Source organism: Caulobacter sp. FV1ye13L (assembly GCF_058681155.1).
Genome location: NZ_CM178732.1, coordinates 1222348 through 1246463, shown reverse-complemented (window position 1 = coordinate 1246463; position 24116 = coordinate 1222348). Strand labels below are relative to the sequence as shown.

The window sequence follows — 24116 nt, the reverse complement described above, 5'->3', positions numbered from 1 at the left end:
CGACCCGGTTCGTCTTCAGATCGCCGGGCGGACCGGGCGAGCGCTTAGGCGCCTGCGCCGGGCGCACCCGGAAGGGCGGACGCGTTGCGGGTCTTCCACAGCGACCAGCCGACGCCGGCCGCCAGGATGGCGAAGGTGATCGACAGCGACAGGGCGGCAGGGAACTTCTCCCAGCCCAGGGCGTCGGCGACGAAGATCTTGCCGCCGATGAACACCAGCAGCACGGCCAGGGCCTGCTTGAGATAGGCGAAGCGGTGCAGCACCGCCGCCAGGGCGAAGTACAGCGCCCGCAGGCCCAGGATCGCCATGATGTTGGAGGTGTAGACAATATAGGGATCGGTGGTGATGGCGAAGATGGCCGGCACCGAGTCGACGGCGAAGACCAGATCGGCCAGCTCGACCAGCACCAGGGCCAGGAACAGCGGGGTGGCCAGGCGAGCGGCCTTGCCGGTGCGCGAGTCGATGCCCTGAACGAAGAAGCGGTCGCCTTCCAGCTTGTCGCTGATCGGCATGACGCGACGCAGCCATTTCAGGGCGGGGTTGTTGGTCAGGTCCATGGGCTTGTCGCCCGCAAACAGCATCTTCACGCCGGTCAGGATCAGGAAGGCGGCGAAGATGTACAGCACCCAACCAAACTGGCTGACCAGGGCCGCGCCGACGCCGATCATGATGGCCCGCAGGACGATCACGCCCAGCACGCCCCAGAACAGCACCCGGTGCTGCAGGGCCGGGGGAATGGCGAAGAAGCCGAAGATCAGGGCGATGACGAAGACATTGTCGATCGCCAGGCTCTTCTCGATCACGAAGCCGGTCAGATATTCGACCCCGGCGGTCGCGCCCAGCTGCATCCAGACCAGGCCGCCGAAGCCCAGTCCCAGGCTGATATAGACCGCCGACATCAGCAGGCTTTCGCGCACGCCGATCTCGCGGGTCTTGCGGTGCAGGACGCCGAGGTCAAAGGCCAGCAGGGCCACGACGGCCAGCATGAAGCCCGCCCACATCCAGAGCGGTTTGCCGATCACCGGCAGGGTCAGAAAATCCATGGTCTTGTTCAGGCCTTTAGGCCCGCCGGATCTCAAGCGCTCAGGCTGATCACGGCGGGCGGGTTTTGCGGAAACGCGGTGGAACTTGCGCCTTTTTTGACCTGACGGTTCCGTCAGGATCGAAAGAGAAGTTCATTAAATCAGTTACTTAAAGGGCTAGCCCTAGACTCGAATGTCCAGCAGGCCCCGGTTCAGGGGGCGCGGCGCCGGCGCGTGCTCGATGCGGTCCGGCGGCGTCACCGGCTTGGCGGTCGGCTGGCTGGCGTGGGACGCCGCCTGCACCAGGGCCTGCTGGGCCAGTTGCAGCGAGACCCAGGGTGTTGGGGGAGCATAGCCGCCGACTCTCATCGCCGGCCCGCCGTGGTGATCAGGTCGAACTGGATCGGATCCAGCGACAGCAGGGCGCAGATCCGCAGCAGGACGTCGCGCTCCTCGGCGTCGAGCCCGCCGTCGGCGGTTGCGACGGCGCAGGCGCAGTTGACGACCACCCGGGCGACGTCATCGCGGCCGCGCAGGCGGCGGATCGCCAGTTCGGCCTCGAGCCGGGCGGCTTCCGGATCCTGTTCGAAGCGCTGGTCCAGAGCCTCAAAGACTTCCAGGGCGTCGTCGATCCCGAAGACCGTCAGGGCCGCCAGGCCGCGCATGCGCTCCAGCATGCGGCCGCGCTCGTCCGGCGTGACCCAGCCGTCGGCCTGGGCCACCAGGGCGCAGGCGGCCACCAGGGCGTCCAGCTGGTCCAGCTGGGCCGGCGTCCAGGCGTCGGTGAAGCGCGCACGTGTGGCGTGAATGGGGTTAAAAGACATCTGTGCTCTCCTCTGTTGGGAGGGCGCGCCCGATACCGGGCTTGCTGGGTTCTTGGGGGGGAACAACCCGTTGGACCCGGCATCGAGCGCACCCGATGCGGTCCGACATCACGATCGCGCCATGCGGCTGCGAGGATCGTCAGAGGGGCCCGGCCCGCATCAGACAAATTGGAGGCGTGGGCAGGGCGCGCAAGAGGGCAGCGGATTATTTTCGCACGACCCGTCGTGTTTTTGCGGCGCGGCCGTCCTTCGAACAGGCGTTCAGTCCGCAGCCTTGTCCTCACCGCCTACAAACCCCGGCAGGCTCCAGCCCAGCTTGATCGCCGCCGCCCGCAGGCCGAAGGCCGCGACGAAGCCCGCCAGTCCCGCCGGCCAGAAGCCCAGGCCCAGCAGGTCCAGCACCGTGAACACCGACGCCCCCAGCAGGGCGGCGGTAATGTAGATCTCCCGGCGCAGCAGCAGGTTGGGCTCTTCGGCCAGCACGTCGCGGATCACGCCGCCGAAGGCGGTGGTCAGCACGCCCATGACCACCGCCGTGAACGGATGAACGCCCAGGCTCAGGGCCTTGGCGGCGCCGACCACGGAAAAGGCGGCCATGCCCAGGGCGTCCAGCCACAGCAGGGCGCGAAACCGCCAGCCGCGCTTGCCCAGCAGCCACACCACGGTCGCAGCCGCCAGGCACGCCAGGATATAGCCGGGCCGCTGCACCCAGAATACCGGCGCCCCGATCAGCAGATCGCGCAGGGTGCCGCCCCCGACGCCGGTGATCGCCGCGAAGAAGCCGAAGGTGATGATATCGTGCTTGCGCCGCGCCGCCGCCAGCGCGCCGGTGGCCCCGAACACGGCGGCGGCGGCGTAGTCCAGCCAGAAGAGGGTCGTCGCCAGAGGGTCCATGGTCGGGTCGAGAAGCGGGTCCATGGCCGTTCATGCCACGGCCGGCTCTGCAGCGGAAACCATGGGCCGGTAATATCTGATTTACACTTTCGCCCGTTCCCCTAAAGGAGCGCTGATGAACGACAAGCCCGCGCAGAAACAAGGCTGGTTCCAGCGCCTCACGTCTGGCCTGACCCGGTCTTCCCAGGCGATGACCGAGCAGGTCACCGGGGTCTTCACCAAGAAGCCCCTGGACCAGGAACAGCTGGACGCCCTGGAAGAGATGCTGATCGAGGCTGACCTGGGACCCCAGATCGCCGCGCGCATCACCGACGCCTTCGGCAAGGCGCGGTTTGGCAAGTCGTCGACCGAAACCGAGGTCAAGGAAGCCCTGGCCGAGCTGGTCGCCGCCGAGCTGGCCGACCGCGAGGGCCGTTTCGATCCGCTGGGCGGGCCGCGTCCCTATGTGGTGCTGTTCATCGGCGTCAACGGCTCGGGCAAGACCACCACCCTGGGCAAGATCGCCGCCGACCTGACCGAGAAGGGCGCCCGCGTCCTGATCGCCGCCGGCGACACCTTCCGCGCCGCCGCCGTCGAGCAGCTGAAGGTCTGGGCTGACCGGGCCGGGGCCGACTTCATGTCCAAGCCCACCGGCTCCGACGCCGCGGCCCTGGCCTATGAGGCCGTCGAGCGGGCCAAGGCCGAGCACTATGACGTGGTGCTGATCGACACCGCCGGCCGGCTGCAGAACAAGCAGGGCCTGATGGACGAGCTGCTCAAGGTGATCCGGGTCGTCAAGAAGGTCGATCCCGACTATCCGCACGAAACCCTGCTGGTGCTGGACGCCACGGTCGGCCGCAACGCCCTCGCCCAGGAAAAGATCTTCGGCAACCAGGTCGGCGTCTCCGGGATTGTCATGACCAAGCTGGACGGCACCGCGCGCGGCGGGGTGCTGGTGCCGGTGGCCCAGGCCAGCGACAGCCCGATCAAGCTGATCGGCGTGGGCGAGGGAGTCGAGGATCTGCAACCCTTCGACGCCCGCGCCTTTTCGCGCTCGCTGGTCGGGCTGGAGGACTAGGCCATGGACGAACAGCAGACCCAGAAGAAGCACGCCGCCTGGGTGCGCACCGCCGTCGACTATGGCGCGCCGATCGCCTTCGCCATCGCCTATTTCACCACCAAGGACTTCCAGACCGCCACCTGGGTGCTGGTTGCCGCCTCGGGCGTGGCCCTAGTCGTGGGCTATGCGGTCGAGCGCCGCGTGGCCCTGCTGCCGCTGTTTTCCGGCGTCATGGCCCTGATCTTCGGGGCCCTGGGGCTGATCTTCCACAGCGACGTGTTCGTGAAGATCAAGGTCACCGTCGTCAACGGGGCCCTGGCGGGCTTCATGATCGGCGGCGCCCTGATGAACCGCGCGCCGCTGAAGGCCCTGATGGGCGAGGCCATGCAGCTGCCCGACGCGGCCTGGCGCACCCTGACCCTGCGCTATGGCGCCTATTTCGCCTCGGCCGCCATACTGAACGAAATCGTCCGCCTGACCCAGGATACGGAGAACTGGGTGAAGTTCCGGGTCGCCCTGCTGCCGCTGGCGATCATCTTCTCCCTGACCCAGGTGCCGTTCATGATGAAGCACATGGCCAAGGGCGACGAGCCGGCCCCGCCCGAGCCGCCAGACGCAGGCTTCTAGGCGCCGGCTTCCAGGCGCCGACCCGCCGTTTTTCCGCGCACCAGAGCGCAGGCCGTGGCGGCTTGCGCCGCCCACGGAGTATTGTCGTTAAATCGACGTGTAACGATGATAGTCTCTGTCCGTCGGCTGAAAAGACGAAGGCGAGCCCATGTCCAAGACGAAGGTCGAGAAGAGCGGCGGTTTGCTGGAGCGATCGCCCAGCCATCTGTTGCACAGGGTGCTGCAGCTGGCGCTCGACATCTACGCCGAGGAATGTGGCGCGGCCGGCGTCACTCAGCGCCAGTTCGCCGTGCTGTCGGCCGTGGCCCAGAACGAGGGCGTCACCCAGACGGCCCTGGTCAAGGCCACCGGCATCGACCGCTCGACCCTGGCCGACATGGTCGCCCGGATGATCGCCAAGGGCCATCTGGAACGTCAGCGCTCTGATCAGGACGCCCGCGCCAACAGCGTGCGCCTGTCACCCTCGGGCCGGGCCATGCTGGAAGAGGTCGCGCCGATGGTCACCATGGCCGACGCGCGGATCCTGGCCCTGCTGAAGCCCGGCAAGCGCGAGGGCTTCCTGGACCTGCTGGCCGACATGGCCGGCGCGGATCTGCATCCGGCGGTCGACAGCGAGCCGGCCAAGCTCAAGAAGGCCAAGGCCAAGGCCGAGAAGCCGAAAAAAGACAAGAAGCCCAAGAAGGACAAGGCCGCCAAGAAGGCGGCCTGAGGGTTTTCTAGACCACGATATTGAGCAGAGAGCCCGGGCGCAGAAGCTTCTGCGGCTGGGCGTCCGGCTGCGTGAACGGCCGGGCCGGCGCCTGGCGCTGCGGCTGGGCCTGGGCTTGAGCCTGCATCTGCACCGAGGCGGCGGCCTGGGCCGGGCGCGTGGGCGCAGTGTCGCCCAGCGCCGCCTGGAAGAAGGCCGAACGCGTCGCCGCGCCGCCCGACGCAGGGGTCGAGGCGGGTCTGGCGGGGGCCGAAGGCCAGCCGGCGGGACGGACGGTGCTCATGACTCGAAGTCTAACATGGTTAACTGAAAGTCTGCGAGCATGGTCAACGTCGGGTTAACGCCAAAGCGCCGCGACGTGTCAGCGCACCTTCAACCGGCCTATTTTGCCTTGGCCAGCAGGTCCTCGGCCGCGTCGGGCGTCAGGGGGCCGGTGTGCTTGGCCAGGATCATGCCGTCCGAGCCGACCAGATAGGTCTCGGGCACGCCGGTGACGCCGAACTCAAGGCCTGCGGCGCCGCTGCGATCCACCAGTCGGGCGGCGAAGGGATCGCCCAGTCGGGTCAGGAAGGCCTGGGTGTTGGGCGGGGCGTCCTTGTAGGCGACGCCGATGATCTTCACGCCCTGGGCGTTCAGCGCCATCAGCTGCGGATGCTCGATCTCGCAGGGGGCGCACCACGAGGCGAAGAAATTGACCAGCACCGGGCCGCCCTGGGTGACATCCTTGAGGGCGGTCGGCTGCCCGCTGGACAGCTCTGGCAGGGTCAGGGCCGGCATCGGCTTGCCGACCATGGCGTGGGGCGAGACCTTGGGGTCGCGCTTGAGGGCGTAGCCGGCGAACAGCAGCGCCAGGGCCGCCAGTACGATCAGCGGCGTGAAGGCCAGCCAGCGCTTCAAGGCCCGACATCCTTAGGGGCGTCCAGCTGCGCCTGCAGGCGCTCCAGCTCGACTTTCCAGCGGCGGGCCTGGGCCAGGCTGTCGAGGATCATCCAGCCAAAGGCGACGGCCGTGATCCCGAAGGCGGGCCAGACATAGATCGCGTATTTTCCGGCGTCGAAATCCATCTCAGCTCTCCGCGATCCGCAGCGCCAGGGCGCGGGCCTTGCGCCGCCAGACCAGGGCGCGGATCCGCACCAGCCACAGCGACCCGAAGGCCGACAGATAGGCCAGGGTCATCAGGGCCCAGGGCCACAGATAGACGGCCGGCAGCCGGTCTTCAGGCTGGGCGAACAGGGTCGAGGACCCCTGGTGCAGGGTGTTCCACCAGTCGACGGAGAACTTGACCACCGGCAGGTTGATCAGCCCCACCAGGGCCAGGATGGCGGCGGCGCGGGCGGCCTTCTGCTCGTCCTCCAGCGCCCCGCGCAGGGCCAGATAGCCCAGATAGAACAGGAACAGCACCAGCACCGAGGTCATGCGGGCGTCCCACTGCCACCAGGTCCCCCACATCGGCTTGCCCCACAGCGAGCCGGTGACCAGGGCCAGGGCCGTGAACACCGCGCCCAGCGGCGCGCAGGCGCGAGCGGCGGCGTCGGCCAGGGCGTGGCGGAAGATCAGGGCCAGCAGGCTGGAAACGCCCAGGAACAAATAGACCATCATGCTCATGATGGCGGCGGGCACGTGGATGAACATCATCCGCACCGTGTCGCCCTGCTGGTAGTCCTCGGGGACCGTGAAGGTCAGATACAGGCCAATGACCGCCAGCACGGCGGCGATGGCCCCGAACATCGGCGCGGCCCACCGCGAGAAGGCCATGAACCGCTCGGGGTTGGTCAGGAAATCAAACGGGTGTCGGGCGTCCATGGATTGCTGATTAGAGCTCCACACGAACGCCCGCAATGCGTATCGACCCTTATCAGCCGGCCTTGTGCTTCATGATCGTCTTGCGCTCTTCCCTGTGTTCGCCCGTCAGCGGACCGTCGTGGCGGATGTCGAGGCGCCTGACCATCATGCGCGGGCCGCCGCCGTGCGGGCCCAGGGCGTCGAAGGCCTTTTGCTGGCTGGGCGACAGCGCCGCATAGAAGGCCTTGGTCGCCGAGGCGCGCTTCTGGAAGGTCTCGGCCATTTTCGTCATGTGGGCGGCCTGCCGGTCGAGGCGCTCGGGCGTGGTCAAAGGCTTGTCGTCGCCCTCGTCCTTGCTATCCCACATCATGGCGTCAGCCATCTTCTGCGGAGCGGTGGCCTCGATATAGGCCTTCAGGGCGCCGTCCTGGTCGGGACGCAGCTGCAGCACGTCGCGCAGGTGCTTGGCGTGGGCTTCCGGATCGGCCGGCTTGCCGTGATGCCTCATCGCCATGTCGTGGCCGCCCATCATCATGGCGTCCAGGGGCGGCAGCGGCGGCAAGGGCGGCAAAGGCGGCAGCGCGGGGGGTGGCGGAGGCGGAGGCGGCGGCATCTGGGCCATGGCGGCCCCCGCAGCGGCGGTGATGGCGAGAACGGCGCTGGCGGCCAGGGCCAGGCGGCGCGTGGACTTCTGCATGATGGTTTCTCCCTCGGAACCAGATCTGGCGAGAGCTTGGCCATCGGCTTGTGGCGCGAAAATGTCAGTTTGAATGAACAATATTACAGGTTTGTCTTGGAAACCCCGACCCAAACGCTTGTCATCCCGGCTCGGCGTAGCCGAGCCGGGATGACAAATAGAGGTGTCCCGACCTGGCCGTGCGCGCCTCAGTCCAGCGCGTTCCTGCAGGCCGCCGCCATGGCCAGGGGGCTTAAGGCCACCGCCGCCGTGCAATAGGCCAGCATCAGAAACAGGCCGCCCGTCCACGGCAGGCCGCCGGCCAGGGCGTCGAGCGCTCCGGCCCCGAAGATCACGGGCGGCACATAGAGCGGCAGCACGATCACCGCCACCAGCAGGCCGCCGCGCCGGCTGCCCAGGGCCAGGCTGGCGCCCAGGCCGCCCAGGAAGGCGAAGGCCAAGCCGCCGAACAGGCCGCACAGCACCAGAAGCGGAATGATCTTGGGATCGGCGCCCAGGGCCAGGGCCGCGACGGGCGCCGCCAGGGCCAGGGGCGCGCCCGAGGCCAGCCACTGGGCCAGGCACTTGGCGACGGCCACCGCTTCCAGCGAAGCCGGACCCAGGCTCAGGAGGTCCAGCGCCCCGTCCTCGAAATCGCGTTCGAACAGGCGCTCCAGCGACAGCAGGGCCGACAGGGCCAGGGCCAGCCAGGCGATCCCCGGAGCGATGGCGGCCAGTTTTTCCGGCGCGCGGCCGGTGGCCATCGGCAGCAGGGTGACCACGCCGGCATAGAAGGCCAGGGCCAGCAGCGGTCCGCCGCCCTTGCCCCAGGCCAGGGCCAGTTCGCGGCGCAGCAGGATCAGGAAGGCGGTCATGCGCCCACCTCGACCACGCGCGCAGCCACCGGCAGGGGATCGTGCACGGCGGCCAGGATCATGCCGCCGCCGACCAGATGCTCGGCCATCAGGGCCCCGAAGGTCAGGCGGTGGGTGGAGTCCAGCGGCGCCATCGGCTCGTCCAGCAGCCACAGGGTGCGGGGGCTGGCGACCAGCCGGGCCAAGGCCAGGCGGCGGCGCTGGCCGGCCGACAGGCGGCGAACCTCCAGATCGAGCAGCCGCACCAGATCAAACCGCTCGGCGGCCTGGCGGGCCGTGGCCGGCGAGCCGCCGCACCACAGGGTCTGGAACCGCAGTTCCTCCCAGGCCGTGCGGGTGGATTTCAGGCCGTCCTGGTGGCCGACCATGTGCAGATGCTCGGCGCGGGCGGTCTCCGGCTCGTGATCCTCGAAGACGATCTGGCCGGCTTCAGGCCGCAGCAGGCCGGCCACGGCGCGCAGCAGGCTGGTCTTGCCGGCCCCGTTGCGACCGGTCAATTCCACGGCTTCGCCCGCGTCAATCTGCAGATTGAAGCCCGAAAACAGTCGTCGTTCGCCGCGAGACACGGCCAAATCTTTAATGAGAACAGTTCTCAACATGCCAAGACCTTGTCCCGCGCATGGACGTTGAACATTAGCAGCGCTAAGAAGCCCTCGGCCGTCCCCCTCCAGCTTGTCAGGGGACGCGGCGCGGGGATGGACGCTGTGGGTCCGCCTCGATCGCGCGATCCCGGGAGTGGTTTTCGGGCGGCCGTGGACAGAGAAGGGATCTCCCGAATGGCGTCTGTTGACAGCCTTAAAGCCCGCCGCGAACTGATCGTCGGTGGCAAGACCTACGTCTATTACAGCCTTCGCGCCGCTGAGGAAGCCGGTCTGACCGGTGTTTCTTCCTTGCCGGTCTCGATGAAGGTGCTTCTCGAGAACCTGCTGCGCAACGAAGACGGCGTGTCCGTCGACGAACCCGACCTGAAGGCCGTGGCCGCATGGCTGCAGAACAAGGGCGCCGTCGAGCACGAAATCAGCTTCCGTCCCGCCCGCGTGCTGATGCAGGACTTCACCGGCGTTCCCGCCGTGGTCGACCTGGCCGCCATGCGCGACGCCATGGTCGCCCTCGGCGCCGACCCGGCCAAGATCAACCCGCTCAACCCCGTCGACCTGGTCATCGACCACTCGGTGATGGTCGACAATTTCGGCGACGCCAAGGCTTACGACGCCAACGTGGCCCGCGAATATGAGCGCAATATCGAGCGCTATCGCTTCCTGCGCTGGGGCTCGTCGGCCTTCAACAACTTCCGCGTCGTGCCCCCCGGCACCGGCATCTGTCACCAGGTGAACCTGGAATATCTGGCCCAGACCGTCTGGACCAATGAGGTCGAAGGCGAAAACTTCGCCTATCCCGACACCGTCGTCGGCACCGACAGCCACACCACCATGGTCAACGGCCTGTCGGTCCTGGGCTGGGGCGTGGGCGGCATCGAGGCTGAAGCCGCGATGCTGGGTCAGCCGATCCCGATGCTGATCCCCGAAGTCGTCGGCTTCAAGCTGACCGGCGCCATGCCGGAAGGCGCGACGGCCACCGACCTGGTGCTCACCGTCACCCAGATGCTGCGCAAGAAGGGCGTGGTCGGCAAGTTCGTCGAATTCTACGGCGACGCCCTGGCCAACCTGACCCTGGAAGACCAGGCGACCATCGCCAACATGGCTCCGGAATATGGCGCGACCTGCGGCTTCTTCCCGATCTCGGCCGCGACCATCGCCTATCTGAAGGGCACCGGCCGCGAGGCCGCCCGCGTCGCCCTGGTGGAAGCCTATGCCAAGGAACAGGGTCTGTGGTGGGAGCCGGGTACGCCCGAGCCGACCTTCACCGACACCCTGGAACTGGACCTGTCGGTCGTCCTGCCGTCGCTGGCCGGCCCCAAGCGTCCGCAAGACCGGGTTCTGCTGACCGACGCCGCGTCCAAGTTCGCCGAGTCGCTGGCCGGTGAATTCGGCAAGGCCGAAAACCCCGAGCTGCGCGCCCCGGTCGAAGGCGAGAACTTCGACGTCGGTCACGGCGACGTGGTCATCGCGGCCATCACCTCGTGCACCAACACCTCCAACCCCTCCGTGCTGATCGCCGCCGGCCTGCTGGCCAAGAACGCGGTCGCCAAGGGTCTGAAGGTCAAGCCGTGGGTGAAGACCTCGCTGGCCCCCGGCTCGCAGGTGGTCACCGACTATCTGCTCAAGGCCGGCCTGACCAAGCATCTGGACGCCCTGGGCTTCAACCTGGTGGGTTACGGCTGCACCACCTGCATCGGCAATTCGGGCCCGCTGCCGGAAGCCATCAGCAAGACCATTGCCGACCACGATCTGGTCGCCTGCTCGGTGCTGTCGGGCAACCGCAACTTCGAAGGCCGGGTGAACCCCGACGTTCGCGCCAACTACCTGGCCTCGCCGCCGCTGGTGGTGGCCTACGCCCTGGCCGGTTCGATGAAGATCGATCTGGCCACCCAGCCGCTGGGCCAGGACAAGAAGGGCAACGACGTCTTCCTGAAAGACATCTGGCCTTCGAACGAAGACATCGCCGTCCTGCAGCGCAAGTCGGTCACCGAAAAGATGTTCGCCAGCCGTTACGGCGACGTCTTCAAGGGCGACAAGAACTGGCAGGGCATCAAGATCACCGGCGGCCAGACCTACGCCTGGGAAGGTGACTCGACCTACGTCCAGAACCCGCCCTACTTCCCCAACATGTCGATGACCCCGACTCCGGTCACCGACATCGTGGAAGCCCGCGTCCTGGCCGTGTTCGGCGACTCGATCACCACCGACCACATCAGCCCGGCCGGTTCGATCAAGACCTCCAGCCCGGCCGGCCAGTACCTGGTCGACAACGGCGTGCAGCCCATCGACTTCAACGGTTACGGCGCGCGTCGCGGCAACCACCAGGTCATGATGCGCGGCACCTTCGCCAATATCCGCATCCGCAACCGCATCACCCCGGACATCGAAGGGGGCGTCACCAAGCACTTCCCGTCGGGCCAGGTGATGTCGATCTACGACGCGGCCATGAAGTACCAGGAAGAGGGTCGCCCCTCGGTGGTCTTCGCCGGCAAGGAATACGGCACTGGCAGCTCGCGTGACTGGGCCGCCAAGGGCACCAAGCTACTGGGCGTCCGCGCGGTGATCACCGAAAGCTTCGAGCGCATTCACCGCTCGAACCTGGTCGGCATGGGCGTTCTGCCGCTGCAGTTCATCCAGGACGGCTGGCAGAAGCTGGAACTGACCGGCGAGGAGATCGTCTCGATCCGCGGCCTCACCGATCTGGCCCCGCGCAAGCAGCTGATCGTCGAGCTCTATCGCCCGACCGACGGCCGCATCGCCCGCTTCCCGGTTCGTTGCCGCATCGACACCCCGACCGAGCTTGAATATTTCAAGAACGGCGGCGTCCTGAACTACGTGCTGCGCAACCTGGCCAAGGCCGACTAACGCAGCGCTGATCTCCAGGAAACGGCCCGTCGGAGCGATCCGGCGGGCCGTTTTCGTTTGTGGCGCGAACTTTCGCAAAAGAACTTGGCCTTCACGGCCTCGTGAACGGCCTAGACCCGCGATCTTGGCTTAAGTGACGCGCAATGCGTAAGGCCGCCCTTTCCCTGTTCTGTCTGGCTCTCTCGGGCCTTGCCGCCACCTCCGCCTGGGCCGCCAAGGCCCCGGTGGTCCGGCTGCCCGTGGTTGTCGAGCTGTTCACGGCCCAGGGCTGCTCGTCCTGCGGCAAGGCCAACCAGCTGGCCGCCGATCTGGCCCAGCGCGACGACGTTCTGGCCCTGACCTATTCGGTCGACTACTGGGACTATCTGGGCTGGAAGGACACCTTCGCCAAGCCGGTCTTCGCCGAGCGCCAGCGGGCCTATGTCAAGAAATTCGCCCTGCGCGACGTGCCCACGCCCCAGATGGTGGTCGGCGGCCGCGTCCAGGCCTCGGGCGCCAAGGCCGAAGCCGTCGAAGACCTGATCAAGACCGCCGCCAAGGCCCCGTCCAATCCGCCGGACATGGAATTTGTCGGCAAGACCCGCGTCGCGGTCGGCTCGGGCCCCGCCCCGCGCGGCGGCGGCGAGGTGTGGCTGGTGCGGTTTGATCCGCGCGAGCAGGAGATCGCCGTCAAGCGCGGCGACAACAAGGGCCAGACCCTGGTCCACCGCAATGTGGTGCGCGAGCTGGTTCGGCTGGGACCGTGGTCCGGCCGTCCCAAGCTGTACCGCCTGCCGGCGGCCGCAGACGCCGAGCTGCAGACGGTGATCATCGTCCAGGGCGCCAAGGGCGGCCGCATCATCGGCGTGCTCGAAACCGCCGAGCGCTGAGCTAGGACCCGCACAGAAAAAAACCCGCGCGACCGAGGGGGCAATCGCGCGGGCTCTTTTGGAGAGGGCTTGTTTGTCAGCAAACCGGTTCGAAACCGGAGAGGGCTGGGGGGGCTGTTCAGGGCCCCGATCCCGAAGCCGGTCGGCTGACCCTTGCTTTATCGGGTCCGAAACAGGCGCGACCACGACCAAACCAAGGTCCTTTCAAGGCGACAGGCCAGGCCTGCGGCCAGGCGACCAGGCAGCAAAAAGCCCGCGCGGTGGGGGGGGGAAGGACCGCGCGGACTCATTGGGGGATGGATAGCTCTGTCGGCCGACCGGCCCGCGATCGAGGGGGGCTGGGGGGGCTGTTCAGGATCCAGGACCGTGAGATGTCCGATCAGCCGACACCGATAAACTGGCCGACCAAACAGGCGGCCGAAGGTCGAAAATAAGGTCCTTTCGCGGCGCGTCGTGACCGTCGTGTCGCAATTTCCCGAGGCGTGACCGCCACGCCACGCTCGCCAAACCGGGCGGACTGGGGTTAGGATTCGTCCGATGGCGTTGGATCCACAGTTTCCGTCCGCCCCCTCGCCCGGTGGCGTGACCTTCTTCGAGCGGCGCGAGCTCGATACGCTCATGCGCCTGTATGGCCGCATGGTCGCCGCCGGCGAATGGCGCGACTACGGCATCGCCGGCCTGTCCGACTGCGCGGTGTTCTCGATCTTCCGCCACGCGGCCGAGGCCCCGCTCTACCGCGTCGAGAAGCGCCCGGCCCTGGCCCGCAAGCAGGGCGCCTGGGCGGTGATCGGCCAGGGCGGCATGATCCTCAAGCGCGGCCACGAGCTGGCCCAGGTGCTGAAGCTGTTCGAGAAGGGCAAGTTCTCGGTGGTCGACTGAGGGCTAGAACGTAAACGCCAGCTTGGCGCCCACGAACCGGCCGTCATTGTCATAGCCCCGCGCCGTGCCGATGCCGCTGTAATCCGCGCTGGGCTTGAGGCCGCACAGCACCCCGGCCGAAGCCACGGGGCCGTCTCCGGCGATGCGGCTTTCCACCGAGGTCCTGGCGATCCCTCGGGGCAGTTGCACGGGGGCGTTGGCGTAGCGCACCGACACGGACAGATCCGGCCTGGAGTTCTGCATCGCCGCGTCCCGCGTCAGCGACATCATCGGGGCCTTGGCCGGGATCGCATAGGGCTTGAGGCCCACCGCCTCGGCGTGAGCGCCGCCGGTGGTGGCGATCAGGATCAGGCCGGCCAGAAGGGTCAAGGCGCGCATCAACAAGTCCTCAGAACTATCCCCGCCGCCAACATGGTCCCGGCCGCCCGGCCCGTCGAGGCCCGCCCACGAAAAAGCCCCGGCGGTGTCCCGCCGGGGCTTCGTCGTTTCAGACTTCACTCAAGCCTAGTTGCGGTTGCCGAACAGCGACAGCAGGAACTGGAAGAGATTGACGAAGTTGATGTACAGGCTCAGCGCGCCGAAATTGGTGGCCACGCTCTGGGCTGCGGTGTCGCCGCCCAGTTCGTAATAGGTCATCTTCAGGCGCTGGGTGTCATAGGCGATCAGGCCCGAGAAGATCAGCACGCCCAGAACATTGATCGCGAAGACCAGGGCCGGGCTCTTGAAGAAGATGCTGACGATCGAGGCGATGACCAGGCCGAAGACGCCCATGATCAGGAAGCTGCCGAAACCGGTCAGGTCCTTCTTGGTGCTGTAGCCGAACAGGCTGAGACCGCCGAAGGCCGCCGCCGTGACGAAGAAGGTCGAGGCGACCGACTCGCCGGTGTAACGCAGGAACACCGAGCCCAGCGACGCGCCGATCAGCGAGACGATGGTCCAGTACAGGGCGCCGGCGGTCTGGGGCTTGGGGTTGCGCAGGGCGAAACCGGCGACCAGAAGCAGGACCAGCGGCGCGAAGGCCACGATCATGTAGATGGGCGTCACGCCGATCAGACGACCGCCCTCGACCACGAACATGAGGTCGCGGACCGCCGGAACGGAAGACGTGATGTAGGCGAGAGCGCCCGACAGGACGAGGCCCAACGCCACTTTGTTGTAGACGCCGAGCATGAAGCTGCGCAGGCCGGCGTCAACCGACATGTCGGCGCGATCCACCGGGATCGAGCGCGCATAGCCGCGGTTGAGGTCGTTCATCGAGGGAAAGCCCTTCTGATTGATCGCGTCCGAAATGGACGCCATACCAATATTGGCATGGGCGGGGCTTCGCGCAAGGGACGGCTGTTGCAGGCCGCGCCGGACCGCGTAATTAGGCCAGAGCAAACAAAAAAGGGCGGACGCGGGAATGGATTATTCGGAACTGGGACGGACCGGCGTGATGGTCTCGCGCTGCTGCCTGGGCACCATGACCTGGGGCTCGCAGAACAGCGAAGACGAGGCCCACGCCCAGATGGACTACGCGCTCGAGCGCGGGGTCAATTTCTGGGACACGGCCGAGATGTATTCCAGCCCACCTGATCCGAAGACCCAGGGCAATACCGAGCGCCACATCGGCTCGTGGCTGAAAAAGACCGGCAAGCGCGACCAGATCGTGCTGGCCTCCAAGGTGGCCGGTCGCGGCAGCGCCTTTGGCGGCCTGACCTGGATGCGCGCCGACGGCGCCTCCACCCGGCACACCCGGGCCCAGATCGACGAGGCGGTTGAAAACTCGCTGGGGCGCCTCAACACCGACTATCTCGACCTCTACCAGCTGCACTGGCCCGACCGTCCGGTGCGGGTGTTCGGCGGCCAGACCTTCAAGGACTATGAGCAGGACTACGAGACCTTCGGCGACATCCTCGAGGCCCTCGACGCCCACGTGAAGAAGGGGACGATCCGCGCCATCGGCGTCTCCAACGAGTTCCCGTGGGGCGTGATGCGCTTCCTGGCCGAAAGCGAGGGCAAGGGTCTGCCCCGCATCGCCTCGATCCAGAACGCTTATCACCTGGCCAACCGCACCTTCGAATACGGCCTGGCCGAGATCGCCATGCGCGAAAGTGTTGGTCTTCTCGCCTATTCGCCGCTGGCTCAAGGCGCCCTGACCGGCAAATATCTGGACGGCGCCCTGCCCGAAGGCTCGCGCAAGGCGCTCTATAACCGCATGCAGCGCTATGAGGGCCCGGGCGCCGAGGCCGCGATCCGCGCCTATGTCGACCTGGCCGGCAAGTTCGGCATCGATCCGGCGACTCTGGCCCTGAAGTTCTGCGACGCGCGCCAGTTCGTGACCTCGACGATCATCGGCGCCACCTCGATGGAGCAGCTGAAGGTCGCCATCGACGCCTTCGACCTGACCTGGACCGACGAACTGGAAAAGGCCGTCAACGCCATCCACGCCGCCCAGCCCAACCCCTGCCCCTGACATCCATGCTGCGCCTGTTCACCGCCATCGCCGTGCCGCCCGAAATCGGCCAGGGCCTGCTGACCCGTCAGCAAGGCATTGAGCACGCGCGCTGGCGGCCACAGGAGGCGTTTCACATCACGCTGAAATTCATCGGCGATGTGCAGGAGCCTGTGGCGGCCGAACTGGACGAGGCCCTGGCCCAGATCGAGGCCCCGGCCTTTGATCTGGAGCTGGCCGGGGTCGGCCATTTTGGCGAAGGCGTCGAGATCCACGCGGTCTGGGCCGGGGTCGCGGAAAGCCGCGACCTGCGCGGACTGGCCAAGGCCAACGAGCGGGCCGCGCGCGAGGTGGGCCTGAAACCCGAGGCGCGGCTCTACACCCCGCATGTCACCCTGGCCTATCTCAAGCGCCCCGCCGTGCCCGAGGTCGGCGCCTGGGTCCAGGCCAACAACCTGCTGCATTCGCCGCCGTTCCGCGTGGAGCGCTTCGGACTCTATTCCAGCTGGCTGGGCGGCGAGAGCTCGGCCTATCGGCTGGAGCGGGAGTATCCGCTGGGCTGAGGCGGGCGACGCCGGATGCGGACAGGGTGATTGTCTGTTCGGGGGTGGTTAGCGGCCCTCGGAACCCCTCTCTCATAGAGAGAGGGAGGGGCCCGCCGCGAAGCGGCGGGAGGGTGAGAGGTTTCACCGCCAGCCGGAAATCTCCGTCCTTCCGCCGCACCCCTCAAGGATGGATAGGCCTCGGATTAAACTGCTCTCCACCAGAGCTTTATTCTGAGAGGCTGTAACCTCTCACCCTCCCACGCCTCCGGCGCGGGCCCCTCCCTCTCTCTATGAGAGAGGGATTCAAAAGGTACAACTAGGGTCGAAAGCGGTCTTTGGCATCAGTGAAGGAAGCGGACGCCCCGCGCGTCCCGCTCATCCTTAAATCTCTTGGAGGCTGCAGCGTGCTGGTCTGGAAAGGTCAGTCAAGGACGGCTTCGCCGCCGCGGAGCGGCCGCCCGGAGGGCGGTGTCGGCGGAGTGACCTTTCCAGACCAGCGATCGTCTCGCCGTGAGATTTAAGGATGGCTCCCTTCGGCGCGAAGGTGGGCGGGCGGCCACCCCCATAGATCACCGTCATTCCCGCCCTTGTGGCGGGAACCCCTGCTTCAGCTGACACGTGAGACGCCAGCGAAGTGCATGCGCACTTCGCCCCTCCCGCACCTGCGGCGGACAGAAGGGTTCCCGCGACAAGGGCGGGAATGACGGGAGGGTATGGGGATAGACTGTGCTGCATCCCCGTTTTTCGAAAGTCGATCTCAACGAAATCAACGTCTTGTAAGAAACTTGATCGCGCCCATCAGACGCGCTGAAACCTCCCGTATTCTGCATCTCACCTCGTCGCGAGGAAAGGGCGCAAGGCCAGCGACCATTGCGGCGGCGGGGGGTGATCGAGCGGGACTGGGCTTCAGGGGGATACTGAAGCGCGTCCGGGGATCCTGGCGTTGCAGGACCCGCCCGCCGTTGGCGTGGATGAGGACAGACGGGTGTGTTCATTAGCCATTAGCTTGGCTCGCCCGCCTCGACCGCCGAGCGGTTCCGGAAACGGAACGGTTCGGCTCCCGGTAAGGCCTGAACAGGGCCACCTGACGGGACGCTGACGGATAACGACCACGCGGAGCGGACGGCTTCGTCGAAACGGTAATCTCTATCTCTCATCCGGGCGTCGTCCGGACGCTCCGCGACCCTTCCCACCAACTCGCAGCGAACGCGCGAGGTCGAGAATCCGTGTCCGTTAAACCGCCGCGTGATCCTTCAGCACGCCCAGCGGCACAATCGCCAGCATCTCCTCGTGCGAGGCCTCCAGCACCACCGGCGGGGCCAGGCCCGCGTCGAGGGCGTCTTTCCAGCGGCCGGCGCACAGGCACCAGCGGTCGCCGGCCTTCAGGCCCGGGAAGGCAAATTCGGGGCGGGGGGTGGAGAGGTCGTTGCCGGCGGACTTGGAGAAGGCCAGGAATTCGTCGGTCATCACGGCGCAGACCGTATGGAGGCCCAGATCATGCGGACCGGTCTCGCAGCAGCCGTTGCGGTAAAAGCCCGTCACCGGGTTCACGGAACAGGGGATCAGGTCCCCGCCCAGAACATTGCGGGCGTTCTCGTCATAGCGCGTGGTCATGCGGCGATCCTATCCCGCTTCGCCCGATCCGTGACCAAGATTAGCGCGCATCGAACGTCTTTGCTTTTGCCGTGGCCCGCGCGTGATTAAGAAGGCTGTATAAGAAAAGACCGCAGGGAATTTGCATGTCCACCGTCGCCAGGCCGCGCCGCAGCGCTCTCTATATGCCCGCCTCGAACGCCAAGGCGGTCGAGAAGGCGCGCACCCTGGACGCCGACGTGATCATTCTCGACCTCGAGGACGCCGTCGCCCCCGAGATGAAGGAAGCCGCCCGCGACGCGGCAGTGGCGGCCGTCAAGGCCGGAGGGTTCGGGTCCCGCGAGGTGGTGATCCGCACCAATGGCCTCGACACCCCCTGGGGCGCCGAAGATCTCGCGGCCGCCGCCGAGGCCGGCCCCGACGCGGTGCTGGTGCCCAAGATCAACGACGCCGGCGATGTGCGGGTTTACAACGCCGCCCTGCATGCTGCGCCGCCAGCAACGCGGCTGTGGACCATGATCGAGACCGGCAAGGCCGCCTTCCACCTGTGGGAGATCGCCGCCGCCAGCCACTCGACCCGGCTGTCGACCTTCGTGATGGGCGTCAACGACTTCGCCAAGGAGATGCGGGCCCGCCAGACGCCGGATCGCGCGCCGTTCCTGCCGCTGCTGACCCTGTCGGTCGCCGCCGCCCGGGCCCACGGCCTGACCATCCTGGACGGGGTGCACAACGACATCGAGGACCTGGAGGCGCTGGAGGCGGTCTGCGTCCAGGGCGTCGACTTCGGCTTTGACGGCAAGACCCTGATCCACCCCAAGCACCTTGAGATCTGCAACCGGGTGTTCTCGCCGTCCGCCGACGAGATCGCCTGGAGCCAGGCGGTGATCGCCGCCTTCAAGGCGCCCGAAAATGCGGGCAGAGGAGCCTTGCGGGTCGACGGCAAGATGGCCGAGCGCCTGCATCTGGCCCAGGCCGAGCGCCTGGTCCAGGTCGCGGCCGCGATCGCCGCCAGGGTCGGTTAGGATCTGTTGATGCGGGCTCTGGCTCTTCTTTTCGCCCTGTTCGCCGGGCCGGTTCTGGCTCAGGAGGCGCCGGTGGCGACCGCGCCGCAACCGGTGGCCCCTGCCCTATCAGCGGATCCCTTGCCGACGCCGCCGGATCCGGCGCCCGGCCAGTCGGTCCCCGTCGCCCTTGATCCGCTGGGCGACCTGATCACCCAGACCGGCACGACCGACGAGGAAGACGCCCAGCCGACCGCTCAGGCGCCCTATCACAAGCCCACCCTCCTGCCGATTCCCACGCCGGAACCGCCCTCTGTCTCCTTCCCGCCGGACGGCGACCATGCCGTGCCGCAGGGCAGCTATGTCCCGGCCGAGCGGATCTACGAGATGCGGGTCAAGGGCTCGATCGTCGCCGCCCAGGGCCTGCAAGGTCCGCTGGATGGCGGCTGGAAGGTGTCGGGGCCTGACGGATCGACCCTCTACACGCTGCAGATCGTCGACCCGGCCGGCGGCTATGGCCCGGTCGAAGGCGCCTGGCGCGACGTGCGTCGGTCCGGCGCGGTCGGATCGACCGGCCTGATCGACAGCGTCGAGCGGTCGGGCGCCGACCTGGTCGTGCGCTTCAGCCCCAGGGGCGGCCCGTCCACCGTGCTGAGCCTCAGCCCGGCCGGCGCGACCCGCTGGAGCGGCAACCTCCATGAGGCCGGCGTCGACCAGACGGTGATCGCCGATCGCGAGGCCCCGCCCAGCCTGCCGCCGGGCTATGTGATCCAGGGCCGCGGACCGGTGATCTGGGGCGCGCCCCGCGCCGCCCCGGCCCGCTCGACCCCGGCTCGGGCGGCGGTCTGCTCGACCAAGGGCAAGACCGGCAAGGCGCTGAAGGCCGCCAAAGCCAAGTGCGCCGCCGCCGCCAAGAAGAGCGGCGCGAAAGGCAAGGCCGTGGCCAAGGGCAAGAAGGGCTCCAAGGCCAAGGCGACCCCGGCTCGCAAGGGCAAGGCGACGGCGAGCAAGAAGAAGGCCCCGGCCAAGAAGACGCCGCAGCTTCGCTAGAGGTTCAAGGCTGTCTTCGCCGCCACAACCGCCGCCTCAAGGGCGGTCGGCGCGAAGGACTCGGCGGGACTGTGGCCCCAGACCGGCCCCGGCCAGGCCGGATCGCCGACCCGGCGGCCGAGGACGTGGACGTGCAGCTGCGGGGTGACATTGCCCAGGGCGCCGACATTCAGCTTGGCGACCGCAAGGCCCAGCGCCGCGCCGACGGCGCGAGCCGCGTCGCCGGCCAGGACGATCTCGTCCATCAGGACGATGCGGTCGGCCGGCGACAGGTCCTCGATCTCGCGAAGGCCTGGCCGGCGCGGGATCAGCACGATCCACGGATAGCGGGCGTCCAGCTGCAGCCGGGCCTCGCAGAGACGCAGGTCGCCCAGCGCCTGCGAGGTGGCGACAAAGGCCGGGTCGAGGACGAACTCAGCCATGCCCCGAACCGCGCTTGGGAACCGCCGCCCAATAGTCGAAGTCGAGGATGACGTGCTCGTTATAGACGCCTGCCTCGTCCTTGCCCGGGAAGTCGTCGCAGGGCCGGTCCTTCGTCGCCACCAGCCGCAGCCGCAGGGCCCCGACGCCGTCTCCGAGGTCAGCCTTGTCCAGCACCTCGCTCCAGGCGAACACCGTGGCCCCGGCGAAATAGGGGCTGACATGGCGGCCGCCATTGATCGCCAGGATCAGGCCGGCGTTCTGCAGGCCGTTGAACGACAGGGCCTTGGCGGTCGAGATCACCACGCCGCCATAAACCAAGCGCCGGCCGGACGGGTCCTTGGCGCGCTCGAACTGATTGAAGTGGACCTTGGCGGTGTTCTGCCACAGCCGGGTGGCCATGGCGTGCTCGGCCTCCTCGATGGCCATGCCGTCGACATGGTCGATCCGCTCGCCGATCGCGTAGTCCTCGAAAGCGTGCGGCGCGCCGCCCAGGGCGTAATCGTATTTCGAGAAGTCCAGGGTCGCGGGGATGATCAGGTCTGCGGCCGCCACGGCCTCGGCCAGTTTCGGCGTCGCCTGCTCGGGGATCTCGGCCTCGGCGTCCTTCTTGCGGACCATGACCCAACGCACATAGCTCAGCACGCGCTCGCCGCGCTGGTTGGTCCCGGTGGTTCGCACATAGACGACGCCGGTCTTGCGGTTGGAATTTTCCTTCAGCCCGATGACCTCGGACTCGGCCATCAGGGTGTCGCCCGGATAGACCGGGGCCAGGAACAGGCCCTCGGCATAGCCCAGATTGGCGACGGCGTTGAGGCTGATGTCAGGCACGGTCTTGCCGAACACGATGTGGAAGGCGATCAGCGGATCCACCGGCGCGGCGGGCAGGCCGCTGGCCCGCGCCACCTCGTCGGACGAGAACAGCGAAAAGCGCGGACCGTAGAAGGCGGTGTAAAGCGCCACATCGCCTGCCGTCACCGTGCGCGGCGTGGCGTGGACCAGCACCTGGCCCAGCCGGAAGTCCTCGAAATAGTTCCCGGGGTCGGTCTTGCTCATCCCTGCGCGTCCTTATCGTTGTTCAGACAGTCTTGCCGCAGTGCAGCGAAACGGGAAAGGGGGCTTGAGGCTTGGCCGCTCCGGGCGTAGACCGCCGCGAGAATTTTCATCCACAGTCCTGACGGAGACCCTATGGCTCGCGCGAAGATCGCCCTTATCGGCGCCGGCATGATCGGCGGCACCCTGGCTCACATCGCGGCTCGCGAAGAGCTTGGCGACATCGTCCTGTTCGACATCAGCGAAGGCACGCCGCAGGGCAAGGCCCTCGACCTGGCCGAAGCCTCGGCGGTGTTTGGCAAGGACATCAGCCTCAAGGGCGCCAACGACTATGCCGACATCGCCGGCGCCGACGTCTGCATCGTCACCGCCGGCGTGCCGCGCAAGCCGGGCATGAGCCGCGACGACCTGCTGGGCATCAACCTGAAGGTCATGAAGGCCGTCGGCGAAGGCATCAAGGCCCACGCCCCCAACGCCTTCGTCATCTGCATCACCAACCCGCTCGACGCGATGGTCTGGGCCCTGCAGCAGTTCTCGGGCCTGCCCAAGGAAAAGGTCATCGGCATGGCCGGCGTCCTGGACTCGGCGCGCTTCGCCTACTTCCTGGCCGAAAAGACCGGCGTGTCGGTCGAAGACATCCACGCCTGGACCCTGGGCGGTCACGGCGACGACATGGTGCCGATGGTCCGTCATTCGACGGTCGGCGGCCTGCCGCTGCCGGAACTGGTCAAGCAAGGCTGGATGACCCAGGAAGAGCTCGACGGCATCGTCAAGCGCACCCGTGGCGGCGGCGGCGAGATCGTCGCCCTGCTGAAGACCGGCTCGGCCTTCTACGCCCCGGCTGAAAGCGCCATCGCCATGGCCACCAGCTATCTGAAGGACAAGAAGCGCGTCCTGCCGTGCGCCACCTTCCTGACCGGCCAGTACGGCCTGGACGGCCTCTATGTCGGCGTGCCGGTCGTCATCGGCGCCGGCGGCGCGGAAAGGATCGTCGAGTTCGAAACCAATGACGAAGAGAAGGCGATGTTCGCCGCCTCGGTCGCCTCGGTTAAGGGCCTGATGGAAGCCTGCAAGGCCATCGACCCCTCGCTGGTCTAGGCCTGCACAACCGTCTGAATGACGAAGGGCGGCTCCTCGCGGAGCCGCCCTTTTTCATGGTCGCCGGCGGGCGTCAGTGCGCGGCGTCGCCCGGCTCGGCCGAAATCTCTTCCAGCGTCTTGCCCACCTGCTTGGCGCCATAGTCCTTGGCCACGTCGCCCAGGGACAGGATGCCGGTCAGGGCGCCGGCGTCGTTGAGCACGACCAGGCGGCGGACCTGATGGCTGGCCATCTTGGCCGTGGCGTCGGCCAGGACGTCGTCTTCCTTGACGCTGTGGACCTCGCCGTCGGTCATGGCCTCGGAGATCGGCGAGTCGAAGCTGCGGCCTTCGGCGACCACGCGCAGAACGATATCGCGGTCGGTGACCAGGCCCACCACCTTGCCGCTGTCGACGACAGGAACCGCACCGGTTTCGACATGGGCCATCATCTGGGCCACCTTGCGGACCGTATCGGTCGGGGCGGCGGTGGTGACCTGACCGGTCATGGCGTCGCTGACTTTCATGGGGGTAACCTCGTGGTTTGAACTCGAACTGTCTAAACCCCCGCCGATCGCCAGGCGTTCCGCGCTTCCTCTCAGGAGGCGTCCGCCCTATCTGTGCGCCACACCTTCCAGCGGAGCTTCCATGACCCTTTCCATGCACCAGGCCAGCGTTCCCGTCTTCGTCCAGGGCCTGAAGGGTCTGAAGGGCGTACTGACCAAGGCGGCAGCCCAGGCCGAGGCCAAGGGCTGGGACGCCGACGCCCTGCTGAAGGCCCGGCTCTATCCCGACATGTTCCCGCTTCTGCGCCAGGTGCAGATCGCCACCGACTTCGCCAAGGGCTGCTGCGCGCGCCTGGCTGGTGAAGACGTGCCGGCCTGGGACGACACCGAAACCGGCTTCGCCGACCTGATCGCCCGGGTCGACCGCGCCATCGCCTATGTCGAAGGTCTGGACGCCAGCAAGTTCGAAGGCGCCGAGGACCGCGACATCACCCTGACGCGTCGCGGCGAGACCAGCGTGGTCAAGGGCCTGGCCTATTTCCAGACCCAGGCCCAGCCGAACTTCTTCTTCCACCTGACCACCGCCTACGCGATCCTGCGCAAGAACGGCGTTGAAGTCGGCAAGCGCGACTATCTCGGGACCGTCTAGAGCCGGTCGGGCGCCCTGCCCTGGCGGGGCGCCCTTTGACTCCGCGCCATTTCCTGTGCATAAGCGCGCCCTTCCGGCGCTTCATCAGCAGCGCCTCTACCGTCACGACCCCAGCCCGCTAGCGCGGGA

29 protein-coding genes and 1 pseudogene are annotated in these 24116 nt (G+C 67.3%); 12 read left to right on the top strand and 18 right to left on the bottom strand.

Annotated elements, in window-relative coordinates:
• Positions 1 to 44 precede the first annotated feature (44 nt).
• The 4 genes from ACW176_RS05830 to ACW176_RS05815 all read right to left on the bottom strand — a co-directional run bounded on the left by ACW176_RS05830 (position 45) and on the right by ACW176_RS05815 (position 2764).
• Positions 45 to 1055 carry a TerC family protein gene (locus ACW176_RS05830; RefSeq protein WP_492111881.1) on the bottom strand — a complete coding sequence of 337 codons (1011 nt, stop codon included), beginning with the start codon at positions 1053 to 1055 and terminating at the stop codon, positions 45 to 47.
• Between the two features lie 150 nt (positions 1056 to 1205).
• A complete protein-coding gene (locus ACW176_RS05825) occupies positions 1206 to 1391 on the bottom strand; it encodes a hypothetical protein (RefSeq protein ID WP_492111230.1) in 186 nt (61 codons plus the stop codon).
• Positions 1388 to 1846, bottom strand: coding sequence for a tellurite resistance TerB family protein (locus ACW176_RS05820; RefSeq protein WP_492111229.1), 459 nt, complete (start codon positions 1844 to 1846; stop codon positions 1388 to 1390). Before ACW176_RS05820 ends, ACW176_RS05825 begins: the two co-directional genes overlap by 4 nt.
• Positions 1847 to 2107: 261 nt before the next feature.
• On the bottom strand, positions 2108 to 2764 hold the full coding sequence (locus ACW176_RS05815) for a trimeric intracellular cation channel family protein (protein ID WP_419319378.1): 657 nt from the start codon (positions 2762 to 2764) through the stop codon (positions 2108 to 2110).
• A 91-nt stretch (positions 2765 to 2855) separates the two neighbouring features.
• Here ACW176_RS05815 and ftsY point away from each other — a divergent pair, with 91 nt between their 5' ends.
• The 3 genes from ftsY to ACW176_RS05800 all read left to right on the top strand — a co-directional run bounded on the left by ftsY (position 2856) and on the right by ACW176_RS05800 (position 5115).
• Positions 2856 to 3797, top strand: a complete 942-nt coding sequence (ftsY, locus tag ACW176_RS05810; RefSeq protein ID WP_492056009.1) for a signal recognition particle-docking protein FtsY — start codon at positions 2856 to 2858, stop codon at positions 3795 to 3797.
• A gap of 3 nt (positions 3798 to 3800) precedes the next feature.
• Positions 3801 to 4406: an inner membrane-spanning protein YciB gene (locus ACW176_RS05805; RefSeq protein ID WP_492111228.1), complete on the top strand. Its 606-nt coding sequence runs from the start codon at positions 3801 to 3803 to the stop codon at positions 4404 to 4406.
• Between the two features lie 148 nt (positions 4407 to 4554).
• Positions 4555 to 5115: a MarR family winged helix-turn-helix transcriptional regulator gene (locus ACW176_RS05800; protein ID WP_492056011.1), complete on the top strand. Its 561-nt coding sequence runs from the start codon at positions 4555 to 4557 to the stop codon at positions 5113 to 5115.
• Between the two features lie 7 nt (positions 5116 to 5122).
• Here ACW176_RS05800 and ACW176_RS05795 read toward each other — a convergent pair whose 3' ends face one another.
• The 7 genes from ACW176_RS05795 to ccmA form a co-directional block, all read right to left on the bottom strand.
• A complete protein-coding gene (locus ACW176_RS05795) occupies positions 5123 to 5398 on the bottom strand; it encodes a hypothetical protein (protein ID WP_492111227.1) in 276 nt (91 codons plus the stop codon).
• A gap of 98 nt (positions 5399 to 5496) precedes the next feature.
• Complete coding sequence (locus ACW176_RS05790; RefSeq protein ID WP_492056013.1) at positions 5497 to 6012, bottom strand: DsbE family thiol:disulfide interchange protein; 516 nt, start codon at positions 6010 to 6012, stop codon at positions 5497 to 5499.
• Positions 6009 to 6179 carry a heme exporter protein CcmD gene (ccmD, locus tag ACW176_RS05785; protein WP_492111226.1) on the bottom strand — a complete coding sequence of 57 codons (171 nt, stop codon included), beginning with the start codon at positions 6177 to 6179 and terminating at the stop codon, positions 6009 to 6011. Before ccmD ends, ACW176_RS05790 begins: the two co-directional genes overlap by 4 nt.
• 1 nt (position 6180) lies before the next feature.
• Entirely contained in the window at positions 6181 to 6918 is a 738-nt protein-coding gene (gene ccmC / locus ACW176_RS05780; protein WP_492111225.1) for a heme ABC transporter permease CcmC, read from the bottom strand.
• Between the two features lie 52 nt (positions 6919 to 6970).
• Entirely contained in the window at positions 6971 to 7594 is a 624-nt protein-coding gene (locus tag ACW176_RS05775) for a Spy/CpxP family protein refolding chaperone (protein ID WP_492111224.1), read from the bottom strand.
• Between the two features lie 188 nt (positions 7595 to 7782).
• Positions 7783 to 8448: a heme exporter protein CcmB gene (gene ccmB, locus ACW176_RS05770; protein WP_492056016.1), complete on the bottom strand. Its 666-nt coding sequence runs from the start codon at positions 8446 to 8448 to the stop codon at positions 7783 to 7785.
• A complete protein-coding gene (gene ccmA / locus ACW176_RS05765; protein WP_492056017.1) occupies positions 8445 to 9047 on the bottom strand; it encodes a heme ABC exporter ATP-binding protein CcmA in 603 nt (200 codons plus the stop codon). Before ccmA ends, ccmB begins: the two co-directional genes overlap by 4 nt.
• A 177-nt stretch (positions 9048 to 9224) precedes the next feature.
• On the opposite strand from ccmA, the gene acnA reads away from it, so the two are divergent.
• From acnA to ACW176_RS05750, 3 genes are all read left to right on the top strand, one after another.
• The gene (gene acnA / locus ACW176_RS05760) at positions 9225 to 11912 is read left to right on the top strand and encodes an aconitate hydratase AcnA (RefSeq protein ID WP_419319367.1); all 2688 of its coding nucleotides are present in this window, start codon (positions 9225 to 9227) and stop codon (positions 11910 to 11912) included.
• 143 nt (positions 11913 to 12055) lie between these two features.
• Positions 12056 to 12781, top strand: a complete 726-nt coding sequence (locus ACW176_RS05755) for a DUF1223 domain-containing protein (RefSeq protein ID WP_492111223.1) — start codon at positions 12056 to 12058, stop codon at positions 12779 to 12781.
• A 537-nt stretch (positions 12782 to 13318) separates the two neighbouring features.
• Positions 13319 to 13660, top strand: coding sequence for a DUF2794 domain-containing protein (locus ACW176_RS05750; protein ID WP_419319365.1), 342 nt, complete (start codon positions 13319 to 13321; stop codon positions 13658 to 13660).
• 3 nt (positions 13661 to 13663) lie between these two features.
• On the opposite strand, the gene ACW176_RS05745 is transcribed toward ACW176_RS05750, so the two are convergent.
• Entirely contained in the window at positions 13664 to 14038 is a 375-nt protein-coding gene (locus ACW176_RS05745; RefSeq protein ID WP_492111222.1) for a hypothetical protein, read from the bottom strand.
• Positions 14039 to 14164: 126 nt separating this feature from the next.
• The gene (locus tag ACW176_RS05740; protein WP_419321518.1) at positions 14165 to 14914 is read right to left on the bottom strand and encodes a Bax inhibitor-1/YccA family protein; all 750 of its coding nucleotides are present in this window, start codon (positions 14912 to 14914) and stop codon (positions 14165 to 14167) included.
• Positions 14915 to 15062: 148 nt separating this feature from the next.
• On the opposite strand from ACW176_RS05740, the gene ACW176_RS05735 reads away from it, so the two are divergent.
• Positions 15063 to 16115, top strand: a complete 1053-nt coding sequence (locus ACW176_RS05735) for an aldo/keto reductase (RefSeq protein WP_492111221.1) — start codon at positions 15063 to 15065, stop codon at positions 16113 to 16115.
• Between the two features lie 5 nt (positions 16116 to 16120).
• Positions 16121 to 16657, top strand: coding sequence for an RNA 2',3'-cyclic phosphodiesterase (thpR, locus tag ACW176_RS05730; protein WP_492111220.1), 537 nt, complete (start codon positions 16121 to 16123; stop codon positions 16655 to 16657).
• 537 nt (positions 16658 to 17194) lie between these two features.
• Here thpR and ACW176_RS05725 read toward each other — a convergent pair.
• Both ACW176_RS05725 and ACW176_RS05720 read right to left on the bottom strand, forming a co-directional pair.
• Positions 17195 to 17400, bottom strand: a pseudogene (locus tag ACW176_RS05725) (hypothetical protein); the annotation flags it as partial.
• A 472-nt stretch (positions 17401 to 17872) separates the two neighbouring features.
• Positions 17873 to 18253: a DUF2237 family protein gene (locus tag ACW176_RS05720; RefSeq protein ID WP_492111219.1), complete on the bottom strand. Its 381-nt coding sequence runs from the start codon at positions 18251 to 18253 to the stop codon at positions 17873 to 17875.
• A 125-nt stretch (positions 18254 to 18378) separates the two neighbouring features.
• On the opposite strand from ACW176_RS05720, the gene ACW176_RS05715 reads away from it, so the two are divergent.
• Together ACW176_RS05715 and ACW176_RS05710 are read left to right on the top strand one after the other, a co-directional pair.
• Positions 18379 to 19254, top strand: a complete 876-nt coding sequence (locus ACW176_RS05715; RefSeq protein ID WP_492111218.1) for an HpcH/HpaI aldolase/citrate lyase family protein — start codon at positions 18379 to 18381, stop codon at positions 19252 to 19254.
• A 9-nt stretch (positions 19255 to 19263) separates the two neighbouring features.
• Positions 19264 to 20283 carry a hypothetical protein gene (locus ACW176_RS05710; protein ID WP_492111217.1) on the top strand — a complete coding sequence of 340 codons (1020 nt, stop codon included), beginning with the start codon at positions 19264 to 19266 and terminating at the stop codon, positions 20281 to 20283.
• Here the strand turns inward: ACW176_RS05710 and ACW176_RS05705 are convergent.
• Positions 20280 to 20705: an HIT domain-containing protein gene (locus ACW176_RS05705; RefSeq protein WP_492111216.1), complete on the bottom strand. Its 426-nt coding sequence runs from the start codon at positions 20703 to 20705 to the stop codon at positions 20280 to 20282. The two genes, ACW176_RS05710 and ACW176_RS05705, sit on opposite strands and share 4 nt — an antisense overlap.
• Entirely contained in the window at positions 20698 to 21759 is a 1062-nt protein-coding gene (locus ACW176_RS05700; RefSeq protein WP_492111215.1) for a MaoC family dehydratase, read from the bottom strand. Before ACW176_RS05700 ends, ACW176_RS05705 begins: the two co-directional genes overlap by 8 nt.
• A gap of 132 nt (positions 21760 to 21891) precedes the next feature.
• On the opposite strand from ACW176_RS05700, the gene mdh reads away from it, so the two are divergent.
• Positions 21892 to 22854, top strand: a complete 963-nt coding sequence (gene mdh, locus ACW176_RS05695; protein WP_492111214.1) for a malate dehydrogenase — start codon at positions 21892 to 21894, stop codon at positions 22852 to 22854.
• Between the two features lie 73 nt (positions 22855 to 22927).
• On the opposite strand, the gene ACW176_RS05690 is transcribed toward mdh, so the two are convergent.
• Entirely contained in the window at positions 22928 to 23359 is a 432-nt protein-coding gene (locus ACW176_RS05690; protein WP_492111213.1) for a CBS domain-containing protein, read from the bottom strand.
• Positions 23360 to 23480: 121 nt separating this feature from the next.
• Between ACW176_RS05690 and ACW176_RS05685 the strand changes: the two genes are divergently transcribed.
• Positions 23481 to 23987, top strand: a complete 507-nt coding sequence (locus tag ACW176_RS05685; protein WP_492111212.1) for a DUF1993 domain-containing protein — start codon at positions 23481 to 23483, stop codon at positions 23985 to 23987.
• Positions 23988 to 24116: the final 129 nt, after the last annotated feature.